Origin of the sequence: Rhodopirellula sp. MGV (assembly GCF_002251265.1) — a bacterium.
GTDB lineage: Bacteria > Planctomycetota > Planctomycetia > Pirellulales > Pirellulaceae > Stieleria > Stieleria baltica_A.
In genome coordinates this window covers 18,984-36,539 of record NZ_NPDI01000075.1, presented here as the reverse complement: position 1 = coordinate 36,539, position 17,556 = coordinate 18,984, and the positions used below count along the sequence as shown (strand labels likewise).

Annotated in this window: 12 protein-coding genes and 1 pseudogene; 5 read left to right on the top strand and 8 right to left on the bottom strand. The window is 55.9% G+C overall.

What is annotated here, in order from left to right; genetic code table 11:
- Positions 1-15: 15 nt before the first annotated feature.
- On the bottom strand, positions 16-3,582 hold the full coding sequence (locus CGZ80_RS26070; protein WP_094418623.1) for a hypothetical protein: 3,567 nt from the start codon (positions 3,580-3,582) through the stop codon (positions 16-18).
- Between the two features lie 380 nt (positions 3,583-3,962).
- On the opposite strand from CGZ80_RS26070, the gene dusB reads away from it, so the two are divergent.
- The gene (dusB, locus tag CGZ80_RS26060) at positions 3,963-5,006 is read left to right on the top strand and encodes a tRNA dihydrouridine synthase DusB (RefSeq protein ID WP_094418621.1); all 1,044 of its coding nucleotides are present in this window, start codon (positions 3,963-3,965) and stop codon (positions 5,004-5,006) included.
- On the opposite strand, the gene CGZ80_RS26055 is transcribed toward dusB, so the two are convergent.
- Positions 4,990-6,135 (bottom strand): ATP-grasp domain-containing protein, encoded by a 1,146-nt coding sequence (locus CGZ80_RS26055; protein WP_094418620.1) that lies wholly within the window; start codon positions 6,133-6,135, stop codon positions 4,990-4,992. The genes dusB and CGZ80_RS26055 overlap by 17 nt on opposite strands.
- 156 nt (positions 6,136-6,291) lie before the next feature.
- Here CGZ80_RS26055 and fae point away from each other — a divergent pair, with 156 nt between their 5' ends.
- From fae to rdgB, 3 genes are all read left to right on the top strand, one after another.
- The gene (gene fae, locus CGZ80_RS26050) at positions 6,292-6,792 is read left to right on the top strand and encodes a formaldehyde-activating enzyme (protein ID WP_094418619.1); all 501 of its coding nucleotides are present in this window, start codon (positions 6,292-6,294) and stop codon (positions 6,790-6,792) included.
- A gap of 164 nt (positions 6,793-6,956) precedes the next feature.
- Positions 6,957-7,850 (top strand): NADP-dependent methylenetetrahydromethanopterin/methylenetetrahydrofolate dehydrogenase, encoded by an 894-nt coding sequence (locus CGZ80_RS26045; RefSeq protein ID WP_094418618.1) that lies wholly within the window; start codon positions 6,957-6,959, stop codon positions 7,848-7,850.
- Positions 7,851-7,898: 48 nt separating this feature from the next.
- Positions 7,899-8,519 (top strand): RdgB/HAM1 family non-canonical purine NTP pyrophosphatase, encoded by a 621-nt coding sequence (rdgB, locus tag CGZ80_RS26040; RefSeq protein WP_094418617.1) that lies wholly within the window; start codon positions 7,899-7,901, stop codon positions 8,517-8,519.
- A 7-nt stretch (positions 8,520-8,526) separates the two neighbouring features.
- On the opposite strand, the gene CGZ80_RS26035 is transcribed toward rdgB, so the two are convergent.
- The 5 genes and pseudogenes from CGZ80_RS26035 to accD all read right to left on the bottom strand — a co-directional run.
- Entirely contained in the window at positions 8,527-9,336 is an 810-nt protein-coding gene (locus CGZ80_RS26035; protein WP_094418616.1) for a PP2C family protein-serine/threonine phosphatase, read from the bottom strand.
- A gap of 9 nt (positions 9,337-9,345) precedes the next feature.
- Entirely contained in the window at positions 9,346-10,185 is an 840-nt protein-coding gene (locus CGZ80_RS26030; protein ID WP_094418615.1) for a serine/threonine-protein kinase, read from the bottom strand.
- Positions 10,186-10,261: 76 nt separating this feature from the next.
- Positions 10,262-12,325, bottom strand: coding sequence for a biosynthetic arginine decarboxylase (gene speA, locus CGZ80_RS26025; protein ID WP_094418614.1), 2,064 nt, complete (start codon positions 12,323-12,325; stop codon positions 10,262-10,264).
- A gap of 113 nt (positions 12,326-12,438) precedes the next feature.
- The gene (locus tag CGZ80_RS26020; protein ID WP_094418613.1) at positions 12,439-13,362 is read right to left on the bottom strand and encodes a serine/threonine protein kinase; all 924 of its coding nucleotides are present in this window, start codon (positions 13,360-13,362) and stop codon (positions 12,439-12,441) included.
- Positions 13,363-13,372: 10 nt separating this feature from the next.
- Positions 13,373-14,268, bottom strand: a pseudogene (gene accD, locus CGZ80_RS26015) (acetyl-CoA carboxylase, carboxyltransferase subunit beta); the annotation flags it as partial.
- Positions 14,269-14,620: 352 nt separating this feature from the next.
- On the opposite strand from accD, the gene CGZ80_RS26010 reads away from it, so the two are divergent.
- Positions 14,621-16,927, top strand: coding sequence for an FAD-dependent oxidoreductase (locus CGZ80_RS26010; protein ID WP_233148690.1), 2,307 nt, complete (start codon positions 14,621-14,623; stop codon positions 16,925-16,927).
- A 105-nt stretch (positions 16,928-17,032) separates the two neighbouring features.
- Here CGZ80_RS26010 and CGZ80_RS26005 read toward each other — a convergent pair whose 3' ends face one another.
- The gene (locus tag CGZ80_RS26005; RefSeq protein ID WP_094418610.1) at positions 17,033-17,548 is read right to left on the bottom strand and encodes an MgtC/SapB family protein; all 516 of its coding nucleotides are present in this window, start codon (positions 17,546-17,548) and stop codon (positions 17,033-17,035) included.
- Between the last annotated feature and the right edge of the window lie 8 nt (positions 17,549-17,556).

Sequence of the window (17,556 nt, the reverse complement as noted above, 5' to 3'; positions counted from 1 at the left end):
TACGTTTCGGTCTCGCTATGCGGCGTCGCGTGAATCGATCCCATCAATCGTTCCACGCTCGCGTCGTAGCGTTCGTATGGTTGCGTTTTGACGGTGAATGTCGTTTTGCAGTTCGCGGATTTGCACGTGTGCTTGTTCGTTGGCTTGCAAACTTGCTTCGTGTTCCTCACTGATGCGTTTCAGATGGGCCGTCAGGTCGGATGTTTTCGCGGCCAACGTTTGGTTCGCCCGCTTGGCCGAATCGAGTTCCGCCGAAACGTCTTTCAACCGATCGCTGACAACCTGATTCTGGTTGGATCGTTCGGTCAGTTGTTTACGTAAATCTGACAGGACCGAGTTGCTGGAATCGAGTTTTTCCGACAGGTCGTTTGCGTGGGTTTGCAACGTCTTGTTGGTCGACAGAAGCGATTCGTATTTGTCGGTCAAGTCGTTGATGCGAACACGGGCGGTTTCAAAGTGCTGACGCGTCGCATCGGAATCAACAACTTCTTCCCGAAGTCGGAGCAGTTCTTCACGCTGTTCGGCGAAGGCTCGCGTCTGCAAGTCACTCTGCTGTTTCAGTTGATGAATGTCTCGGTCACGCAAGTGAAGCTGTTTTTCGAGATCGATGACGCCACCCATTCGGGTCTTCATGTCGGCGACAATCTGGTCTTTCTCTCGCAGTTTTGCTCCCATCGACTCGATCGTCGAAATTGCCGACACCAACCGTTCCTGCTGCGCGGCGAGTTCGTTGCGAAGTTCGTCGTTGTGGTCATTCAGGACGCTGATTTCGTCAGCGAACGCTTCATACTTGGCAATCGCAACAGCAAGCTCAGAATCGACACCTTGTTTCGCTTCCGCAAGTTCGTTGAATTCAAGTTGTGCCTGATCGAGCTGGTTTTCGACTTCGCCAAGTTGTTGCTCTTTTTCGCGAAGCGATTCGATCTCCATTTCTTGGTCGCTCAGTGCCGCATTCAATCCCGCGATTTGCCGATTTGCCTCTTTGAGCTGCGCCGAGATTGCTTCGTTGGCTTCTGTTAACGGAGCGACCAACTCGGTCTGATCCAACAGCCGCGCCACTTCGACTTCGCGGGCACTCAGTTTATCGGCTAGGTCTTCGACTTGGTCACTGCTGATCGCAAGCTTGGCCGTGAGTTCCGCCAGGTGTGCTTCCAGGTCTTCGACATGTTCGACTTGTGCTTTTAGTTCGGTGAGATGCACATCACGGTCTCGCAGGCCTTTGGTCAGCGAATCCATTTTGTCGACATGGTCGCGAAGTTTGTCCGCCAGAATCTGGTTGTCGTTCTCAAGCGAATCGATCACGGAAAGCTGTTCTTGGAGCTCGGTAATCGTCTGGCTAGATTTTTGGGACTGTGATTCGGTTAGTTCAAGTTGCTCGCTAAGTTGGGCGATCGTTTCGAGCTGGGCCGATACCGTTTCGCCAAGGCGTGCGTTGTCTGCATGAAGCGGATCGATTGTTTCACATCGTTTGGCGAGTTCAGCGATGCGAGTGGTCTTTTCGCTCACGCTGGTTTCCAGGCCAGAGCGAATGTTTCTTTCATGCTCCAGCTCAGCATCTTGTTCTGACTGCAGCGATTCGATTTGGCTTTGCAGCGACGCGATGAGCCGTTCGCGGTCGTCTAATTCGGCGACACGCCCGTCGTTTTCGACCTGCAATTCGAGCAAGTCATCGCGGTACGATTCAGCGTGCTTTAAATCGGATTCGAGTGACGCAATCTGGTTTTGTTTTTCCTCGACCAGATCCGCGAGGCGTTCATTTTGGTCCGCTGTCCGTTCCGCTTGGTCGAGTGCGGACGCAAGTTGCTGCTGCATCAATTCGACGCTGGTGACGATGGAGGCGTACTTGCCGGTCGCGTCGTCCTTTTGTTGAGACAAAGTTTCGATGTCGCGGCGTAGCGAATCGACGGCGGCAGTACTCTCTTCGCCCCGAATGCGGTGGCGTTCGATTTCTTGTTTTAGCTCGAAAATCTGATTGTCTTTATCGCTGAGCACATCCTTTAAGTCATCGATTTGCTGCAGCAGGCGTTGTGTCGAGTCTTCGAGTTCTGCATCCGATTGTTGACGCAAGAGAAGCGATTGTTGAAGTCGGTCGATTTGGTCTTCTAGACGGTTGACCGTTTGGTTTCGGTGTTCCAGTTCGCTTGTCAGCGTTTCAGTCTGTTCGCGAGTCGCGTCAAGTTCTGATTGGACCGAAGCGAGTTGGTCAGCAGTCGCTCGAAGGCTTTCGGCCTCGGTTGTCTTTGTCGCGAGCGTGTCGTTCAGTGCTGTGATCTGTTGCTCAAGTTCGGCGATTTCTGTTTGAGCCTGGTTGAGTTGCTCCGCGGTAGCTTCCATGAAGTGGATTTCGCCCGCTTGTTGCTTAACGGTGTCTTTCAGCGTCGCAATTTGTTTGGTCTGGTCGGCGATTTGTTCCTGAGCGGCAGTCGCTGCGGTTCCGCCGGCGTCAAGTTGAGCTTGCAGGCGATCGCAAGTCGCTAACGCATTGCCTTTCTCGGTCGTCGATTGGCTAAGCTGCGTTTGAAGTTCAGCAATCCGCTCTTGAGCAACGATCGCAGCATTCCCATCTGCATCGAATTGTGATTGCAGTCGCTCGACCTCCGCAGAAGCGATATCCTTCTCGATCTTGATTTCGTTGAGCTGTTTTTCAAGTTCGACAAGTTGTGTGTCGCGGTCGCTAACGTTCGATTGTGACTCTGCTAGCTGGACTGCGAGTGGTTCCAGTGTTTCGATTTCTGCGGTTTGCTTTGCAACCTTGGCTTCGAGCGTTGCAATTTGCTCAAGCTGTTCGGCGATCTGTTCTTCGGCTGCTGTTGCCGCAGTTCCACCGGCATCGAGTTGCGATTGAAGTCGTTCAGAAGCGGCGGCAACTTTGTCCTTTTCACTTGCGAGCTGGGCAAGGTCTTGACGCAGTTCGTCAATTTGGGCTTCTCGCTGTTCGCATTCTGCGCGTGCCTGTGCGAGTTGATCCGAAAGTGCGGTAAAGGTCTCCAGTTCGGCGGCCTGCGTTTCGATCGTTTCTTTAAGCGATGCGATCTGTTCTGCTTGCGTATCGCACTCCGATTGTCGCTCGGCAAGTTCGGCACTCGTGGTTTGGGCGGCGGCGAGTTCGAGGTCCAGCAGATTCTGCAGTTCATCGCGCGTACTGACCACTTCGTCGTGGGCAGCAACGGACTGTTGCAGTTGGTTTTGTGTCGATTCGAGTTCGGTTTGAAGGGAATTGATTTGGTCGAACAACTTCTGGTGACGTTCGGCTTCACCATCAGCATGCTCACGGGCGTGCCGCAGCATCGAGTCGAGTTCTTCGTTGTCGGATCTCAAGGCCGCGATTTCGTCGTACAAACGATCGAGGTCCGAGTTCGCCGATTCCAGCGAATCGTTGAGCTGGCGAACATCCTCATTCAAAACAGGCGAATCAGCCGACGAAAGCGAGGCTTCACGAAGTTGTTGGATCTCTGTTTCGAGCTCGCCGATCCGCTCGTCTTTCTCAATGCCGACTTGGTACCAATACAGATAACCCAGTCCCATGCCGGCGCAGATGAAAACAAAAATCGGGAATATCGGCAGTCCAAAGATCTCGCCCATCGTTCGATTCCATTCGTCGTCAGTGTGACTGAAGGGGCTGTCGCGTCCGTGCTCGACCAGCGATCGTTCAGTCGTATTAGGTGTGTTTCGGTCCGGTCATCCAGCCGACAGGTGGACGGCTGACATGGCACTCTTTTGCTATCAGTGCGTCCGAAAATTCACTCGGATTCGGCTATAGCAAACTGCTGAAGAAGGCGTCAACGCAGATCGTGTTTCCCGGAGAATCTGCAGTGGGGTGTTCAAAACGGTTTGTCGATTCGGCTTTTGAGAAATCGCGAGCTCCCGACGGTTTCCGCCATCCCAGAAAGTTCGAACATTGCCAGAAATCCTGTGTCTTTTTAGAGTGATGCAAAACCTTCACAGCAAAAACACGATCGCGCATGTCTCGACCCTTTCCTCCCCCGGCTTTCAAGATTGGTGACTTGGTCATCGACCCGCCCATTTTGCAGGCGCCGATGGCCGGATTTACGAATGCGGCGTTTCGCCAAATGGTCCGCGATTACGGCGGAACAGGGCTGATCGCGACGGAAATGGTCAATGCCCGCGGGTTCGCTTGGATGGACGAGCACGCTGAGGAGCACCCCGATCGCCTGTGGGGGGTCGCCGAGGAGGCGCGGCCTTTGGCGGTGCAGATTTGGGACAACAATCCCGAAACCATGGCCAAGGTCGGGCGTCGTTTGGTGGAGGAGTACCGCGTCAGTGTCGTGGATATCAACTTTGGATGTCCCGTTCGCCAGGTCACCGAAAAAGCGCACAGCGGAAGCTATTTGCTGCGCACGCCGATGCGAATGTTCGAGATCATTTCAAAGCTGGTTCAAGCTTGTGCCCCAACGCCGGTGACCGCCAAGATTCGATTGGGCTGTAGCCCCGAAACGATCAATTGCAACGAAATCGCAAAGATCGTCGAAGAGGCGGGCGCCGCGGCGCTGACCGTTCACGGGCGAACCGCGAAAGACATGTTTCGTGGGCATGCCGATTGGGAACGAATCAGCGAGATCAAGTCTTACCTCAAGAACATCCCGCTGATCGGCAATGGCGATTTGGACTCGGCCGAGAAAGTCGTGCACGCGTTTCAAAACTATAACGTTGATGGCGTTATGATCGCTCGCGCTTGCCTGGGGCGGCCATGGCTGTTTGCACAAGCTGCGGCTGCACTTCGCGGCGAACCGATCCCGCCCGATCCGACATTGCACGAGCAACGCGAGTGTATGCTCCGGCATTACCGTTTGGTCGTCGATCGCTTCGGCGAAGAGAAGGGCACTGTGTTGATGCGCAAGTACGCATGCTGCTATGCCCAAGGCAAACATGGTGCTCGGCATTTCCGTACCCATGTCGCACGTGTAAACACCGCCGAAGAGTTTCATCAGGTCGTCGACGAATACTTCCCCTTGATGTCCAACGAAGAAGTCAAGGCAATGTCTTAGTCCGCAAGCGGTCGCGACGAAATGGGCCGATCCAGGTTGCGATCGGTCCGCCCGCAGGAATGACGGTGCGGGAGGCCGGGATGTCGTGCCAACCGGTGCCGGAGAATCGTCCCTTGCCAGCGAAGTCATCAGGCGAAACGATGTCTCCGGTACGGGAAAAGTGAATCTGCTTGCTAAGCGGTGTGAGGCAATCTCGTTGGTTTCGAGTCCGCCATAGCTGCTTTTCCCACTGGGATGGCGGATCGAACATCGATATCGGTCGTTCGAGAGTTTCTCGATAGGCTCGCTCGATCAACTCCATCGACGCGCTATACCGCGGGTTGATCTCTAGCAACGTGATGCGACTGCCGATGTGGTCGCAAACGAAATCGATATTCAGTGGCCCTGTCATCGGATGTTGTGATAGCCATGCATTGGCGATGCGTTCAAGCTGGTCAGCGACAGCAGGCTGGATGGGCAGCGGGCCGATCGCTCCGGCAAAGACGAACGGTCGTTGGGGGAACCGTTTCTTGCGAAGTCGGCAGACTCCGGCGAGATGTGCGTGCGAAAAGTTGGCGACCAAGCTCGCACCGAAGACCTGGCCCGTCACGCGTTGCTGGGCGAAACACCCCACAGGGATGGGTTGGCCGGGGATGCCGATTTGGACGCCAATGCCCCCGCTGGAATTTCGTCGCTTTGTTAGCCAGCCAACTGGGATCGTGCCACGTTCTACTACCGCCGGAAAATGGACGCCGGCGACTCGAGCGATTTCGGCCAGGGCTTCCGGGGAGGTGGAGTCACGGAACGCGGTTGGCGACGCTCCCAAGATTCGGTCCGCGATCGGTTCTAGCCAGTCGTACCCCGACGCCAAACCGCCGACAATCCAGACGCCGTCGGTCTGGCAAAGTATTGGCTCGATTCGCGTGCTGTCGGGCGTACTGTGGGGCGGGTCACGAAAGTCCTGCAAACGATGCCATTGGGAGCAGGCCTGTTGGGTGTCCAAGTCGCCAAATTGGTCGATTCCGATCGGCGAATAACCGGCGATTTGCAGCGATTGGGCGGCGGCGCGAACCGACGGGCCGATTAGGACGACGCGTCGAGCGAGATCGGCACAAATAGGGGCACACGGATTGTCCTGGGGTGTTTGCATGGGCGTGCCGGTTTGTTAGCTTTTCTCCCGTCCAGACCCACCCCAAGCGCCGAATTTGGTTCCTTCCAGAACTGCCCCGGTTTGCTTGCGGGGTAACGGATTCGTGCATCCCCACCGGTCTACCGAATGAAGTTTCTGTTGAAGTAGGTCACTGAAATGAAGTTTTACATTGGTGAAGCCCTGGTGGGTGATGGTAACGAAGTTGCACACATCGATTTGATGCTGGGCAGCAAAGACGGCCCAGTTGGTGTTGCTTTTGCAAACGCGCTCAGCACCCAGAGCGAAGGCCACACGAACCTGTTGGCCGTTTTGGAACCCAACGTCGCTGTGAAGCCTTCGACCGTGATGATCACCAAGGTCACTTTGAAAGGCATGAAGCAAGTCGTTCAAATGTTCGGCCCTGCTCAAGCGGCTGTCGCAAAAGCGATTGCCGATTCCGTCGCCGAAGGCGTGATCCCCGCTGACCAAGCCGAAGACTTGGTTTGCGTTTGTGGCGTCTTCATTCACCCCGAAGCCGACGACGACGAAAAGATCTACAACTACAACTACGAAGCCGTCAAGCAATCGGTTGCCAACGCGATGGGCGGCAAGCCCACCGCCGAAGAAATGATTGCCAAGAAAGATTCGGCAGCACACCCATTCAAGGGCAACTTCTAAATCAACGTGTGATCGTCGATGTTAGCCGTTTTCGCGGCTAACATCGCGTCACCGTTTCATCAATCGGGTTGTCGATCACGACGCCTCACGGCAGGACCATCGACAATGGTCTACCTGCCCTTCTGCTATGGCGCCCTCTCTGGCCAAGGATTCATCGCGAGTTCATGAGTAAACGCATTCTGTTTCAATTCGACAGCGATTCACACTGCAGCACCTTTGACTCCGTTGTCGCAATCGACTCCGACATCGATCACTTGGTCCCAGTTGCCAACGTCCAGGCAACCAGCGTTGAGCCGCTTGTCCACGGGACGATGTTTACCCGCGGCGGCGATGATTTGAAACACACCGCAATCTTTATTGGTGGGTCGGACGTTGCCGTCGCCGAAACCCTGCTTCGCTGTGTCACTGACACGTTCTTTGGGCCGGTTCGAGTCTCGGTGATGATGGACGCCAACGGATGCAACACGACCGCTGCCGCGGCAGTCGTCTGTGCCGGACGACACGTGGACCTTGCCGGGGCCAAAGCAATCGTCTTGGGCGGAACGGGGCCGGTGGGACAGCGAGTTGGCAAATTGCTTGCCGCCGATGGAGCAGACGTTGTTCTGACCAGCCGTTCAAAATCACGAGCCGAGAGTGTGTGCCAGCAGATCGCCAAGCAACTCGAAAGCGACAGCGTTGATGGTGTTGGCCAGCTATCGGCCGCCGCGCCGACGACATCCGACGAACTGCAATCGGTGCTTGATGGAGCACAGATCGTGATCGCTTGTGGCGCCGCGGGAGTCCAGTTGGCTTCACGCGAAAACCTGGCACAATCGAGCAGTCTGCGTGTCGCGATTGACTTGAATGCCGTCCCACCAGCGGGGCTGGAAGGCATCGAGGTCTTTGACAAGGCAAAAGGGTTTGAGGGCACCGAGGCGGTCGCCTATGGCGCGATCGGTGTTGGCGGACTCAAAATGAAAACGCACAAGGCCGCGATCCGGTCCTTGTTCGAATCGAATGACAAGGTGCTCAACGCGAGCGAGATCTATGCCTTGGCCAAACTCGTTGACGCGTCCTAGTCGATCGTAAGCAATCACCATCAATATTCGTTCTCTCGGAACAAACCCATGTTCGATTTGGTCCTCGGAACCAACAACAAAAAGAAACTGATCGAGCTCAAGCTGATGCTCCCGCCAGAGCACTACTCGCTGCATTCATTGGCCGAGATTCCCGTGTCAATTGACGTCGACGAAACCGGAACGACCTTCAAAGAAAATGCCGCGTTGAAAGCGGTCGAACAGGCCAAGCATCTTGGACGCTGGGTATTGGCTGAAGACAGCGGTTTAGCGGTCGATGCGCTCAACGGTGATCCGGGCGTGTATTCGGCTCGGTACGCAGGCACGCATGGCGATGATGAAGCGAATAATTGCAAGCTGTTGGAATCGCTGGACGGTGTTCCACTCGAACGCCGAACGGCACGCTACCACTGCGAGATTTGTTTGTCGGACCCCGAGGGTAATGTGCAGATCACTGCGGGCGGAACCTGTGGAGGAAGGATTCGCACTGAGCCGTCTGGTGCAGGTGGCTTTGGGTACGATCCGCTGTTCGAGATCATGGAATACCACAAGACGTTTGCCGAGCTTGATTTGACGGTCAAGCGAGCGCTCAGTCATCGCAGCCGAGCGCTGCGTCAGTTCCTGCCCAAGCTGCGGCGATTGGTGGCCCAGATCGAATCGCAAGCGGTCTAACAGCCTGCTAAGGCGTGAGCATCATCACGGTCAAGTCGTCGTACTTGCCCGGCAGTGAATCGTCTTCGCCATGCATGCGGTCGGTTGCCAGGCGGACAAGTGCATTCATGCGGTCGGTCGGTCGGCCAACACGGCAACGGGAAACAATCTCGCTGACGTGTAGGTTGTCGAACAGTCCGTCGCTGCCAACGACAATGGTGTCACGGGCGGAGAGCTGGATCGCGGGCCCGATTTCGATGTGCATGTCACGTGCACCCACCAGATTCGAAACCAAATGGCGTTCGTCGTGGTACATCGCGTCTTCCTCGTCGATCAGCCCGGACTGGATGGCATAGCCGACTGGCGAATGGGAGTTCGACTTCCATTTGATCGCCCCACGGCCGCCAACGACGATGGTCATTGAATCGCCGACTTGGTATCCCCGTGCGACACGGTCGCAGACTTCGACGATCGAAAGCGTGGTCGCTGAGCCGGTTCCAAGGTCCAGGATCTCGGTATTGGCCCTTTCGATCGCGTCAAGGATCGCCGGACGCAGGTCGACGGCTTCGTCCAATTTACCGAGCGATTCGGCCAAGCACTCCATCGCGATTGCGGAGGCTTTGTATCCGAGGGGGGCACCACCGACACCGTCCGCAACGGCCATAACAAAGCGGTTCGCGGACAGCGACATCATCAGAGCGCTGTCGTCATTGGGCTCCGATTTGCCCGGACAGGTTCTCGAAAAAGCCACGACATGACCGCCAACGACATCAATCAGCTCTGGCTGATCCATGTCGCTTTCGCGGTAGATCTTGGTTGTTTCGACTATCGTAGACATCCCGCCATTTTACGTCTTTGCACGCTGGCGGTTGATGTATCGAAATGCTTTCAAACGGGATTTCTCCCAAGCGGCGGCCATTTTCCCGGCATCAGCGTACCGATCGCGCGGCGTAATGCTGAGGGATTTACGGATGATAGCGATTACATCGCGATGGAGGCGTCGGCGGAGTTGCGCCGCGTTGGGGAGCGGCCATTCGAAGGGGTACTCGGGCCACTTCCCCGAGAACATGCGATATGCGATCAATCCGATGGAAAACACGTCGCTTCGTTGGGAGGGTTTTCCCATTGCCTGCTCGGGCGCCATGTATCCGAGCGTGCCGGTTCCCGAGCCATTAATGGTCTTTTGGGCGACCTTAGCGATCCCGAAATCACCCAGTCGCAAAGTGTTGTCAGGGAACAAAAAAATGTTTTCGGGTTTGATGTCGCAGTGGATGACACCTTCGTCATGAGCGAAGGCAACGGCATCGAGCAGCTGCGATGTGTATTCGAAAGCGGTTTCAAACCGAAGTCGATTTTTCAAGCGATCGTCGAGCGTGCGGTCCGCCAATGGTGTGACCACGACCAGGTGTCCATCAATGAAGCTGGCGTCGCGGATGGGCAGGATGTAAGGATGCTCCAATCGCAGCGACAGTCTGACTTCCCGACGGAATTCGTCGACAAGATCCTCGGTGACCCATTGGGCACTGGGGATTTTCAGTGCGACCTTGACTCCCAATAGGGTATCGGTGGCGGAATACACATCAGCAAAGCCGCCCTGTCCGATCCGTTTTTCCAACCGGTACTTTCCCAAGCGACTGCCTGTACGCAGTGCTTTGCGGGCGCCGGTAGGAACGGGGTACTTACTCATTCATGATGGCTCATTGGCGTAACGCAAGCTGGTGAGGTGCGGAACGCGTATCGTGGTGCTTGGGCGAGCGACTCGTTTACGAATCCCGCTCGTCGTCGGACGTTGGCGTTGAGAACCCGTTGTTGGGCGAGTGAAGTGCCGCATCGGATTCCACGTTCGCGCCATCGCGAATCGCCGGTTTCTTGCCTGGCGTCAGGTAGGTGTAGCCCCGCAACGCCGACTCGAACAACTCAACGATTTCACCTGCTTGCTCATGGTCAATCCGGTTGGCGATGATTCCTTCCTCAACCGAATCTTGAATGTTCTCGATCAGTTCGCGAACTTCGTATTGAACATAGCTCAAGACTTCGCTCACGGTGTCTCCTTTGACAATCGATCGAACCTTTGCCACGCCACCATCGCATTCGACGTGAACGGCGTGTGTGTCGCCGAACAGGTTGTGCAGGTCGCCAAGGATCTCTTGATAGGCACCGACGGCAAAGACGCCGAGGCGATATGGTTTTTCGGCGCCTTCGAACGAATGCAGCATCAGCGTTTTGGCGCGTCCTTGTCCGCAGACGAACGAATCGACTTTGCCGTCGCTGTCGCAGGTGATATCGCCTAGCACCGCGTGACGTGTGGGGCGTTCCTCCAGCCGGTGGATTGGCATGATTGGGAACTGTTGCCCGATCGCCCAGGAGTCAGGCATCGATTGGAACAGCGAAAAGTTGACGAAGTAGATGTCCGACAACATGCGATCTAAGTTGGCCAGTTCGCTCGGGCAATCGCTGCCGTCTTGGATCAGGCCGCGAATTCGGTGGCAGAGGGCAAAGTACAGCGTCTCGGCCGCCACACGCTGCTCCAGCGGCAGATAACCTCCGCTAAACAGATTCATGCACAAATCGAGTGCGACCTGGGAATCGTGGTACATCTCGCGCATGTTGGCCTGCGTCAGATTGTTGTACGCGTCCCAAAGGTCATGCACCGGTTGTTCAAACTCTTCCGGCGGTCCGACCGGCTCTTCACTCTCGGTCGCCGATTCAGCCCAATCAGGCAAATTCGTGTTGCCTTGGCGGGTGACGCCAAGCGTTTCCATCACCAACACACTGTGTTGGGCGGTGATCGCACGTCCGCTTTCGCTAATCAATTGCGGGTGTTCGATTCCGGCTTCATCGCAAACCGTTTGAATGTGATAAACGACGTCGTTCGCGTATTCCTGAACGGTGTAGTTCATGCTCGATTCGGAATCGCTTCGTGAGCCGTCGTAGTCGACGCCCAAACCACCGCCAACGTCCAGGTATCCCATCGCCGCGCCACGCCGTTTCAGGTCGACATAGATCCTAGCGGCTTCCAAAATCGCCGATTTCAGCTGGCGGATGTTGCCGATTTGGCTGCCGACGTGAAAGTGCAGTAGCTGCAAACAGTCCGCCATGTCCTCTTTGATCAGGCGGTCGAGCTGTTCGAGAATCTCTGCGACGGTCAAGCCGAACTTGCTGCGGTACCCGCCACTGGCTTGCCATCGTCCCGAGCCGCGCGTGGCAAGTTTGACTCGCATGCCGAGGGTCGGGCGGACGCCAATTTGGGCGCCGACGCGTAATGCCAAGTCGACTTCGGTCGCTTTTTCGATGACGGGAAAGACTTTTCGGCCAAGCTTTTGGGCGCTCAAAGCCAACCGCATGTATTCTTCGTCTTTGAATCCGTTACAAACCAGCGGCACGTTCGCGTCGCTCATTGCGATCGCGGCCAGCAGTTCGGGTTTACTACCAGCTTCAACACCGAAACCGAGCTTGGACCCTTCGCCAATGATCTGCTGAACAACTTCGCGTTGTTGGTTGACTTTGATCGGAAAGACGCAGCGATAGCGATTTTTGTAGCCGCTTTCTTCGATCGCGTTTTTAAAACAGCTGTCGAGATGCCGCAGTCGATCTCGCAGGATCCCGTTAAACCGGATCAGGATCGGCAGTTGCAGACCACGCTGGCAGAGCCGGTCGACAATGGTTTCCAGATCGATTGCGTTATTGGGGTCTCGATCTGGAGTGACACTCACGGTGCCACGCGGCGAGATCGAAAAGTATCCGTCGCCCCAGCGGCCAATTCCGTATTCTTCTTCGGCGTCTTCAAGGGACCAGGTGGGCTGTGCAATCGTCTTCAATGCGCTCATGCCTCGATTTGTTGTTCAAAATCGGATTGATTTGATACGTCGTACCGCGCAGGAGTATGGGTTTTATAGCGCGATTTGCAAGAGAGATCGGTGGTGCGAGAGAGATCGACCGGTCAATTCGCCGGGCTGGCTGCACCTTCAACATACACTTCTTTGACCCGGGCGAGGGATTGGATGAAGTGTTCGATCGTTGGCGTCCGGTCGTCGACCTTGGGCTCGATCATCTGCATGATGGTCCGAGCCAGCGCGGGGCTGACGTTTGGGCAGGCGGTCGTCAACGGCAATGGGGGTGAGGTGTCGTGGTGGAGCGCTGCCCGTCCGGTGACTTCGTCACCTTGCCAGGGATGACGAAATGCGATCAAGCAGTAGTACGTTACCCCAAGCGAAAAGAGGTCGACACGCTTGTCGGTAGGGCGTCGACGGACGATTTCCGGCGACATGTATAACGGAGTCCCGGTTCGGTTTCCGGGAGCCATGTACGGTGGCAATGCGGGGACGGTCAGACCGAAATCGATTAATTTGACGTCCTTGCGATCCGGGGTCAGGATAAAGTTCCGCGGGCAGATGTCACGGTGGATGAATTCCAACGCATGCACGTACCGCAACGCTTCGGCCATCGACTTGATCAGGGCCAGACGTCGACCTGCGACGTGCTCTTCCTGTTTCTTGACGATGATGTTCTGCATACTGGGGCCGGCGATGTACTCCATGATCAACACCGGATTTCCGTCTGTTGACACGCCGACTTCATAGGTTTCGACAATGTTGCGATGATGCATTTTCATCGCAATCTCGCCCTCGCTGGGCTTCTTCAGATGCCGAAATCGGGACTCAAATGCTTCGACCTTTTCCGGGTCCAAGACCTTTACGCCGACGATTTTTCCGTCGTTATGTAGGTCTTTCGCGGCAAAGAACTTGGCCATCGTTCCCGTGACCGCTGTCCGCTCGAGTGCGAATCGCTCCTTTAAATCTATTTTGCCGCCACCGGACTTGCCGCTGCCGCCAAGCATGGATTTGACGGAATCAAAAATTCCCATCAGCTCTGGCCTATTTTCCGCAGTAGTCGATAGCTCGCGCGATTTCGGTCTTCAGGTTTTTGCGTGCCACGATCCGATCGATGTAGCCGTGTTCGAGTAGAAACTCGCTGGTCTGAAAACCTTCGGGAAGCTCGATTCCGATCGTCGCTTTGATCGTCCGTGGGCCGGCGAATCCGATCAACGCTTTCGGTTCGGCAAAGACGAGGTCACCGAGTGAAGCAAAGCTGGCAGCAACACCACCCATCGTTGGGTTGGTCAAGACGCTGATGAACAGGCCACCGGCACGATCGTATTTGGCCAGCGCGGCGCTGACTTTGGCCATTTGCATTAGTGATAGGATGCCCTCGTGCATCCGTGCACCACCACCACTTGCGCTGATGATGATCAGCGGTAGGTCTTGTTTGGTGGCATGCTCGATCAAACGGGTCAGGCGTTCGCCCACGACCGAACCCATGCTGCCCATGATGAAGGCACTGTCGGTGACTGCAAGTGCGACACGGCGGGCACGAATCATCCCCGTTCCGGTCACCGCGGCATCGGTCAGACCCGTCCGTTTTTGCTCGCCGACCAAGCGTTCTGCGTATCGTTTTCGGTCCGAAAACTCGAGCGGATCGGTCGGACGCAGGTGCTCGTTCATCGACTCGAACGTGCCATCGTCGATCACTTGATTAATGCGATCGAGCGCCGAAACATAGAAATGGTGTTCACACTTAGGGCAAACGTTGAAACGCTGCTCGACTTCTTTTTTGTAAACACTTGTGCCGCAACCAGGGCATTTCAGCCATAGTCCCTCGGGGACGCCGCGTTTTTTGGTTGGCCCTGTGGTTCCTTCGGTCGATTCGGGCATCTTGCGGCTGGACTGTTGCTGGCTGGGGGAAATTCGGCTGGACGAGTTTTGACTGGATTGGGATTCGAGAGTCGCCATACGCATCTAGAAGCCGAGTAGACTCGAAAACGGTCGACGGGTCGGAACGGTCCCGATCGCCATGCCGCAGTGAAATATTGAGTACATGCTAAGAGGTCGACCAGTTTAGCTGAACCCGGCGTCTTTCTCAGCCCCAAAACAAGCTCATCCGCCAATCGGGGTAAGCGGTCTTGCGGCGGATCTGGCGTCCGATGTTGGGCGTGATACACGGGCGGTCGCCCAGCGGTGTATCCTAACCCCAATAGCCAGGGTGGAAAACCATCATTGGACAGACCATCCTGCCCCTCCTCCTCCCTCCCTCCGACATCCCCGCAATACATGTCCACCGACTGCATGACCCGCGAACTTTCGCGGCAAGTAAGACTGTTCTTCGTCGCGTTTCTCCTGGCCGGTATCGGTGGCAACGGCCTTCGTGGGCCATTGGAGGCTTCTGCCCAAGCGGCTGAAGTTTTCGTCGAATGTGAAAGCTTTGATGAGCCTGGTGGATGGAAGCTCGATACCCAATTTATTGAACAAATGGGGTCGCCTTATTTGCTGGCCCATGGTCTAGGCGAACCGGTCGACGATGCATTCAAGACCGTGAATGTCGGCCAAGCGGGAACCTATCGAGTCTGGGTTCGCACCTTTGATTGGGTAGCACGTTGGGACGCGAAGGGGGCGCCTGGGAAATTTGAACTTCGGATTGCCGGCAACACCTTGCCGCAGACGTTTGGAACCAAGGGCAAAACGTGGGGATGGCAGGATGGCGGATTGGTGAATTTGGATCGTGGGCCTGCCGAGTTTCGCTTGCACGATCTCACTGGGTTTGATGGACGCTGTGATTGCATCTATCTGACCACGGATGTAGACGCCACGCCGCCACCGGCTGACGGCGTGCTCACCGAATGGCGACGCAAGCAGTTGAACTTGCCTGCGTCACCGGCGGAACGCGGCCCGTACGATTTGGTCGTTGTGGGGGGCGGATACGCCGGTATGGCATCAGCCTTGAGTGCCGCACGCATGGGTTGCCGTGTCGCGCTGGTCCAAGACCGCGGGGTGCTTGGCGGCAATGGATCTAGTGAGGTCCGTGTTTGGGCGATGGGAAATATTCGCCGTGGAAAATTTCCTCGCATTGGCGAAATTGTCGAGGAGTTCGCTGACCAGGCGACAAAATCTCCCGGGCGATACGAAGAGTTCGGCGACGAATTGAAAGAACGCGTCGTCCTTGCCGAGCCCCAAATCGATCTTTGGCTGCATCACCATGTCTTTGACGCAGCCATTCATGAAAACAAGATCGCATCCGTCGACGCACTCAATACGCAAACCGGTCAAGTCGTCCGAATGATTGGTGATCGATTTGCCGACTGCACCGGGCATGGGTGGTTGGGACAATTCGTTGATGCCGATCGCGACATGGCTCCCGACGGACGGATGGGTATGAGCAATATGTGGCGATGGGACGAGGCTGACTCACCGACCGAGTTTCCGAGCACGCCATGGGCGCTTGATTTGGTGATGGAAGACTTTCCCTATCCGCGCGATCATCATGGCCAATGGTTTTGGGAAAGCGGTTTCGACAAAGATGCTATTGGCGATGCGGAAGCCATTCGGGATTGGAACTTGCGTGCGGTGTATGGGGCATTCAATGCGATGAAGAATCGTGACGGCGCGGCTGATCACAAAAACGCGGTGCTGACGTGGGTCGCCTTTGTCGGCGGGCCGCGCGAAAGTAACCGCCTATTAGGTGACGTCGTTCTCGAGCAGGACGACATCGTTGCCAAGCGTGAGTTCCCCGACGGTTGTGTGCCAAGCACTTGGTCGATCGATCTGCACTACCCCAAGGATGAATACGCGGACAAATACCCAAGCAATCCATTCATTAGCAAAGCGGTTCACGATCAACGCGTTGACCGAATGTACGGGTACCCCGTCCCGTATCGCTGTTTCTACAGTCGAAATATTGACAACCTTTTCATGGCCGGTCGCAACGTCAGTGTGACGCACGAGGCATTGGGAACCGTACGCGTGATGAAGACTTGTGGCATGATGGGGGAAGTCGTTGGCAAGGCGGCATCGATTTGTGCGGCCAAACAGTGCTCTCCCCGTGATGTCTATGAACATCACCTAGCAGAACTGCTCGAATTGTTGGAACTGCCCGGAAAGGCACGGCGAAGCACACCGTCCGCGCCGATCACGATCGATCCGGGTGCGTTGCCGCGGGCATCAAAGTACGGACCTCCGACCGGAGTTGATTCGGAAACGATAGAAGGTGTTGTGATCGACGATCGAGATGCCAACGTGGAAGGCGGTTGGAAAGCAGGTTCGACCGGACGACGGTATGTCGATTACGGGTATCACTATGCCGGAAACGGTAGCGGTGCCAAAGCAACGTATTCGTTTACGGCAAAGGAATCCGGCGTTTATCGCATCGGACTCCGCACGGCTCCTTTCGACAATCGTTCGACGTCGGCGCCGGTCGAGATCCATCACAACGGCGATGTCACCGAAAGCCTCGTTAACTATCAAGGCAGCGAAGATGGCGAGTTCGTCGAAGTCGGAACGGTGGAACTGAAAGCCGGCGGCGAAGTGAAAGTGGTTCAGCTAACAGAAGGTGTCACCGGGTTGGTGCATCTCGATGCGGCGCAGTTCTTAAAACAATAGACGCGAGAGCGCGCCTGCAGCGGTTGACCGGATATCTGTCGCAGCGATCGTGTATCAGTCAGCCTATGGGCTGTAGACGATCACCGCATGCTGCAGCTTGTGTTGTCAACGCCGACGATTTTGTTGCCATCGGTGCACGGACCGTTCGACGAATCCGACGGCAGTCAATACCATCACGACGACTGCCGTGACGAGAAACGCAAAGTAGACGCGGTCGACAGCTGCCGCTACGCCGATACCAGCTGTCACATAGATGGTCGCCGCTGTCGTTAGCCCTTCGACACCCTCTTTTCTATCATGGACGATCGTTCCGGCTCCCAAAAAACTGATCCCGACCACGATGGCCTGCAAGACACGAATGGGGTCCGAGCGGAGCTCCGGCGGCGAACTTTCCTGTCGAAATTCGCTGATAATATCTTGGCCTAGGATCATCATGAGTGCGGACCCTGAAGCGACCAGGATATGAGTGCGAATTCCAGCTGGCTTCGAGGCAATTTCTCGCTCGAGACCTAGAATCGCTCCCAGTGCGCCGGCAATCAATACGGTCAGTAAGTTTTGGTAATCGATGGTGAATACCCACGCTGCGGTGACGTCGACATTGGAACTCTGCTGGTAACCCATTCAATTGG

Excerpts from the sequence above, each read along its gene's own strand:
- CGZ80_RS26070 (WP_094418623.1), bottom strand. The coding sequence starts at position 3,582 with ATGGGCGAGATCTTTGGACTGCCGATATTCCCGATTTTTGTTTTCATC.
- dusB (WP_094418621.1), top strand. The coding sequence starts at position 3,963 with ATGTCTCGACCCTTTCCTCCCCCGGCTTTCAAGATTGGTGACTTGGTC.
- CGZ80_RS26055 (WP_094418620.1), bottom strand. The coding sequence starts at position 6,135 with ATGCAAACACCCCAGGACAATCCGTGTGCCCCTATTTGTGCCGATCTC.
- fae (WP_094418619.1), top strand. The coding sequence starts at position 6,292 with ATGAAGTTTTACATTGGTGAAGCCCTGGTGGGTGATGGTAACGAAGTT.
- CGZ80_RS26045 (WP_094418618.1), top strand. The coding sequence starts at position 6,957 with ATGAGTAAACGCATTCTGTTTCAATTCGACAGCGATTCACACTGCAGC.
- rdgB (WP_094418617.1), top strand. The coding sequence starts at position 7,899 with ATGTTCGATTTGGTCCTCGGAACCAACAACAAAAAGAAACTGATCGAG.
- CGZ80_RS26035 (WP_094418616.1), bottom strand. The coding sequence starts at position 9,336 with ATGTCTACGATAGTCGAAACAACCAAGATCTACCGCGAAAGCGACATG.
- CGZ80_RS26030 (WP_094418615.1), bottom strand. The coding sequence starts at position 10,185 with ATGAGTAAGTACCCCGTTCCTACCGGCGCCCGCAAAGCACTGCGTACA.
- speA (WP_094418614.1), bottom strand. The coding sequence starts at position 12,325 with ATGAGCGCATTGAAGACGATTGCACAGCCCACCTGGTCCCTTGAAGAC.
- CGZ80_RS26020 (WP_094418613.1), bottom strand. The coding sequence starts at position 13,362 with ATGGGAATTTTTGATTCCGTCAAATCCATGCTTGGCGGCAGCGGCAAG.
- CGZ80_RS26010 (WP_233148690.1), top strand. The coding sequence starts at position 14,621 with ATGACCCGCGAACTTTCGCGGCAAGTAAGACTGTTCTTCGTCGCGTTT.
- CGZ80_RS26005 (WP_094418610.1), bottom strand. The coding sequence starts at position 17,548 with ATGGGTTACCAGCAGAGTTCCAATGTCGACGTCACCGCAGCGTGGGTA.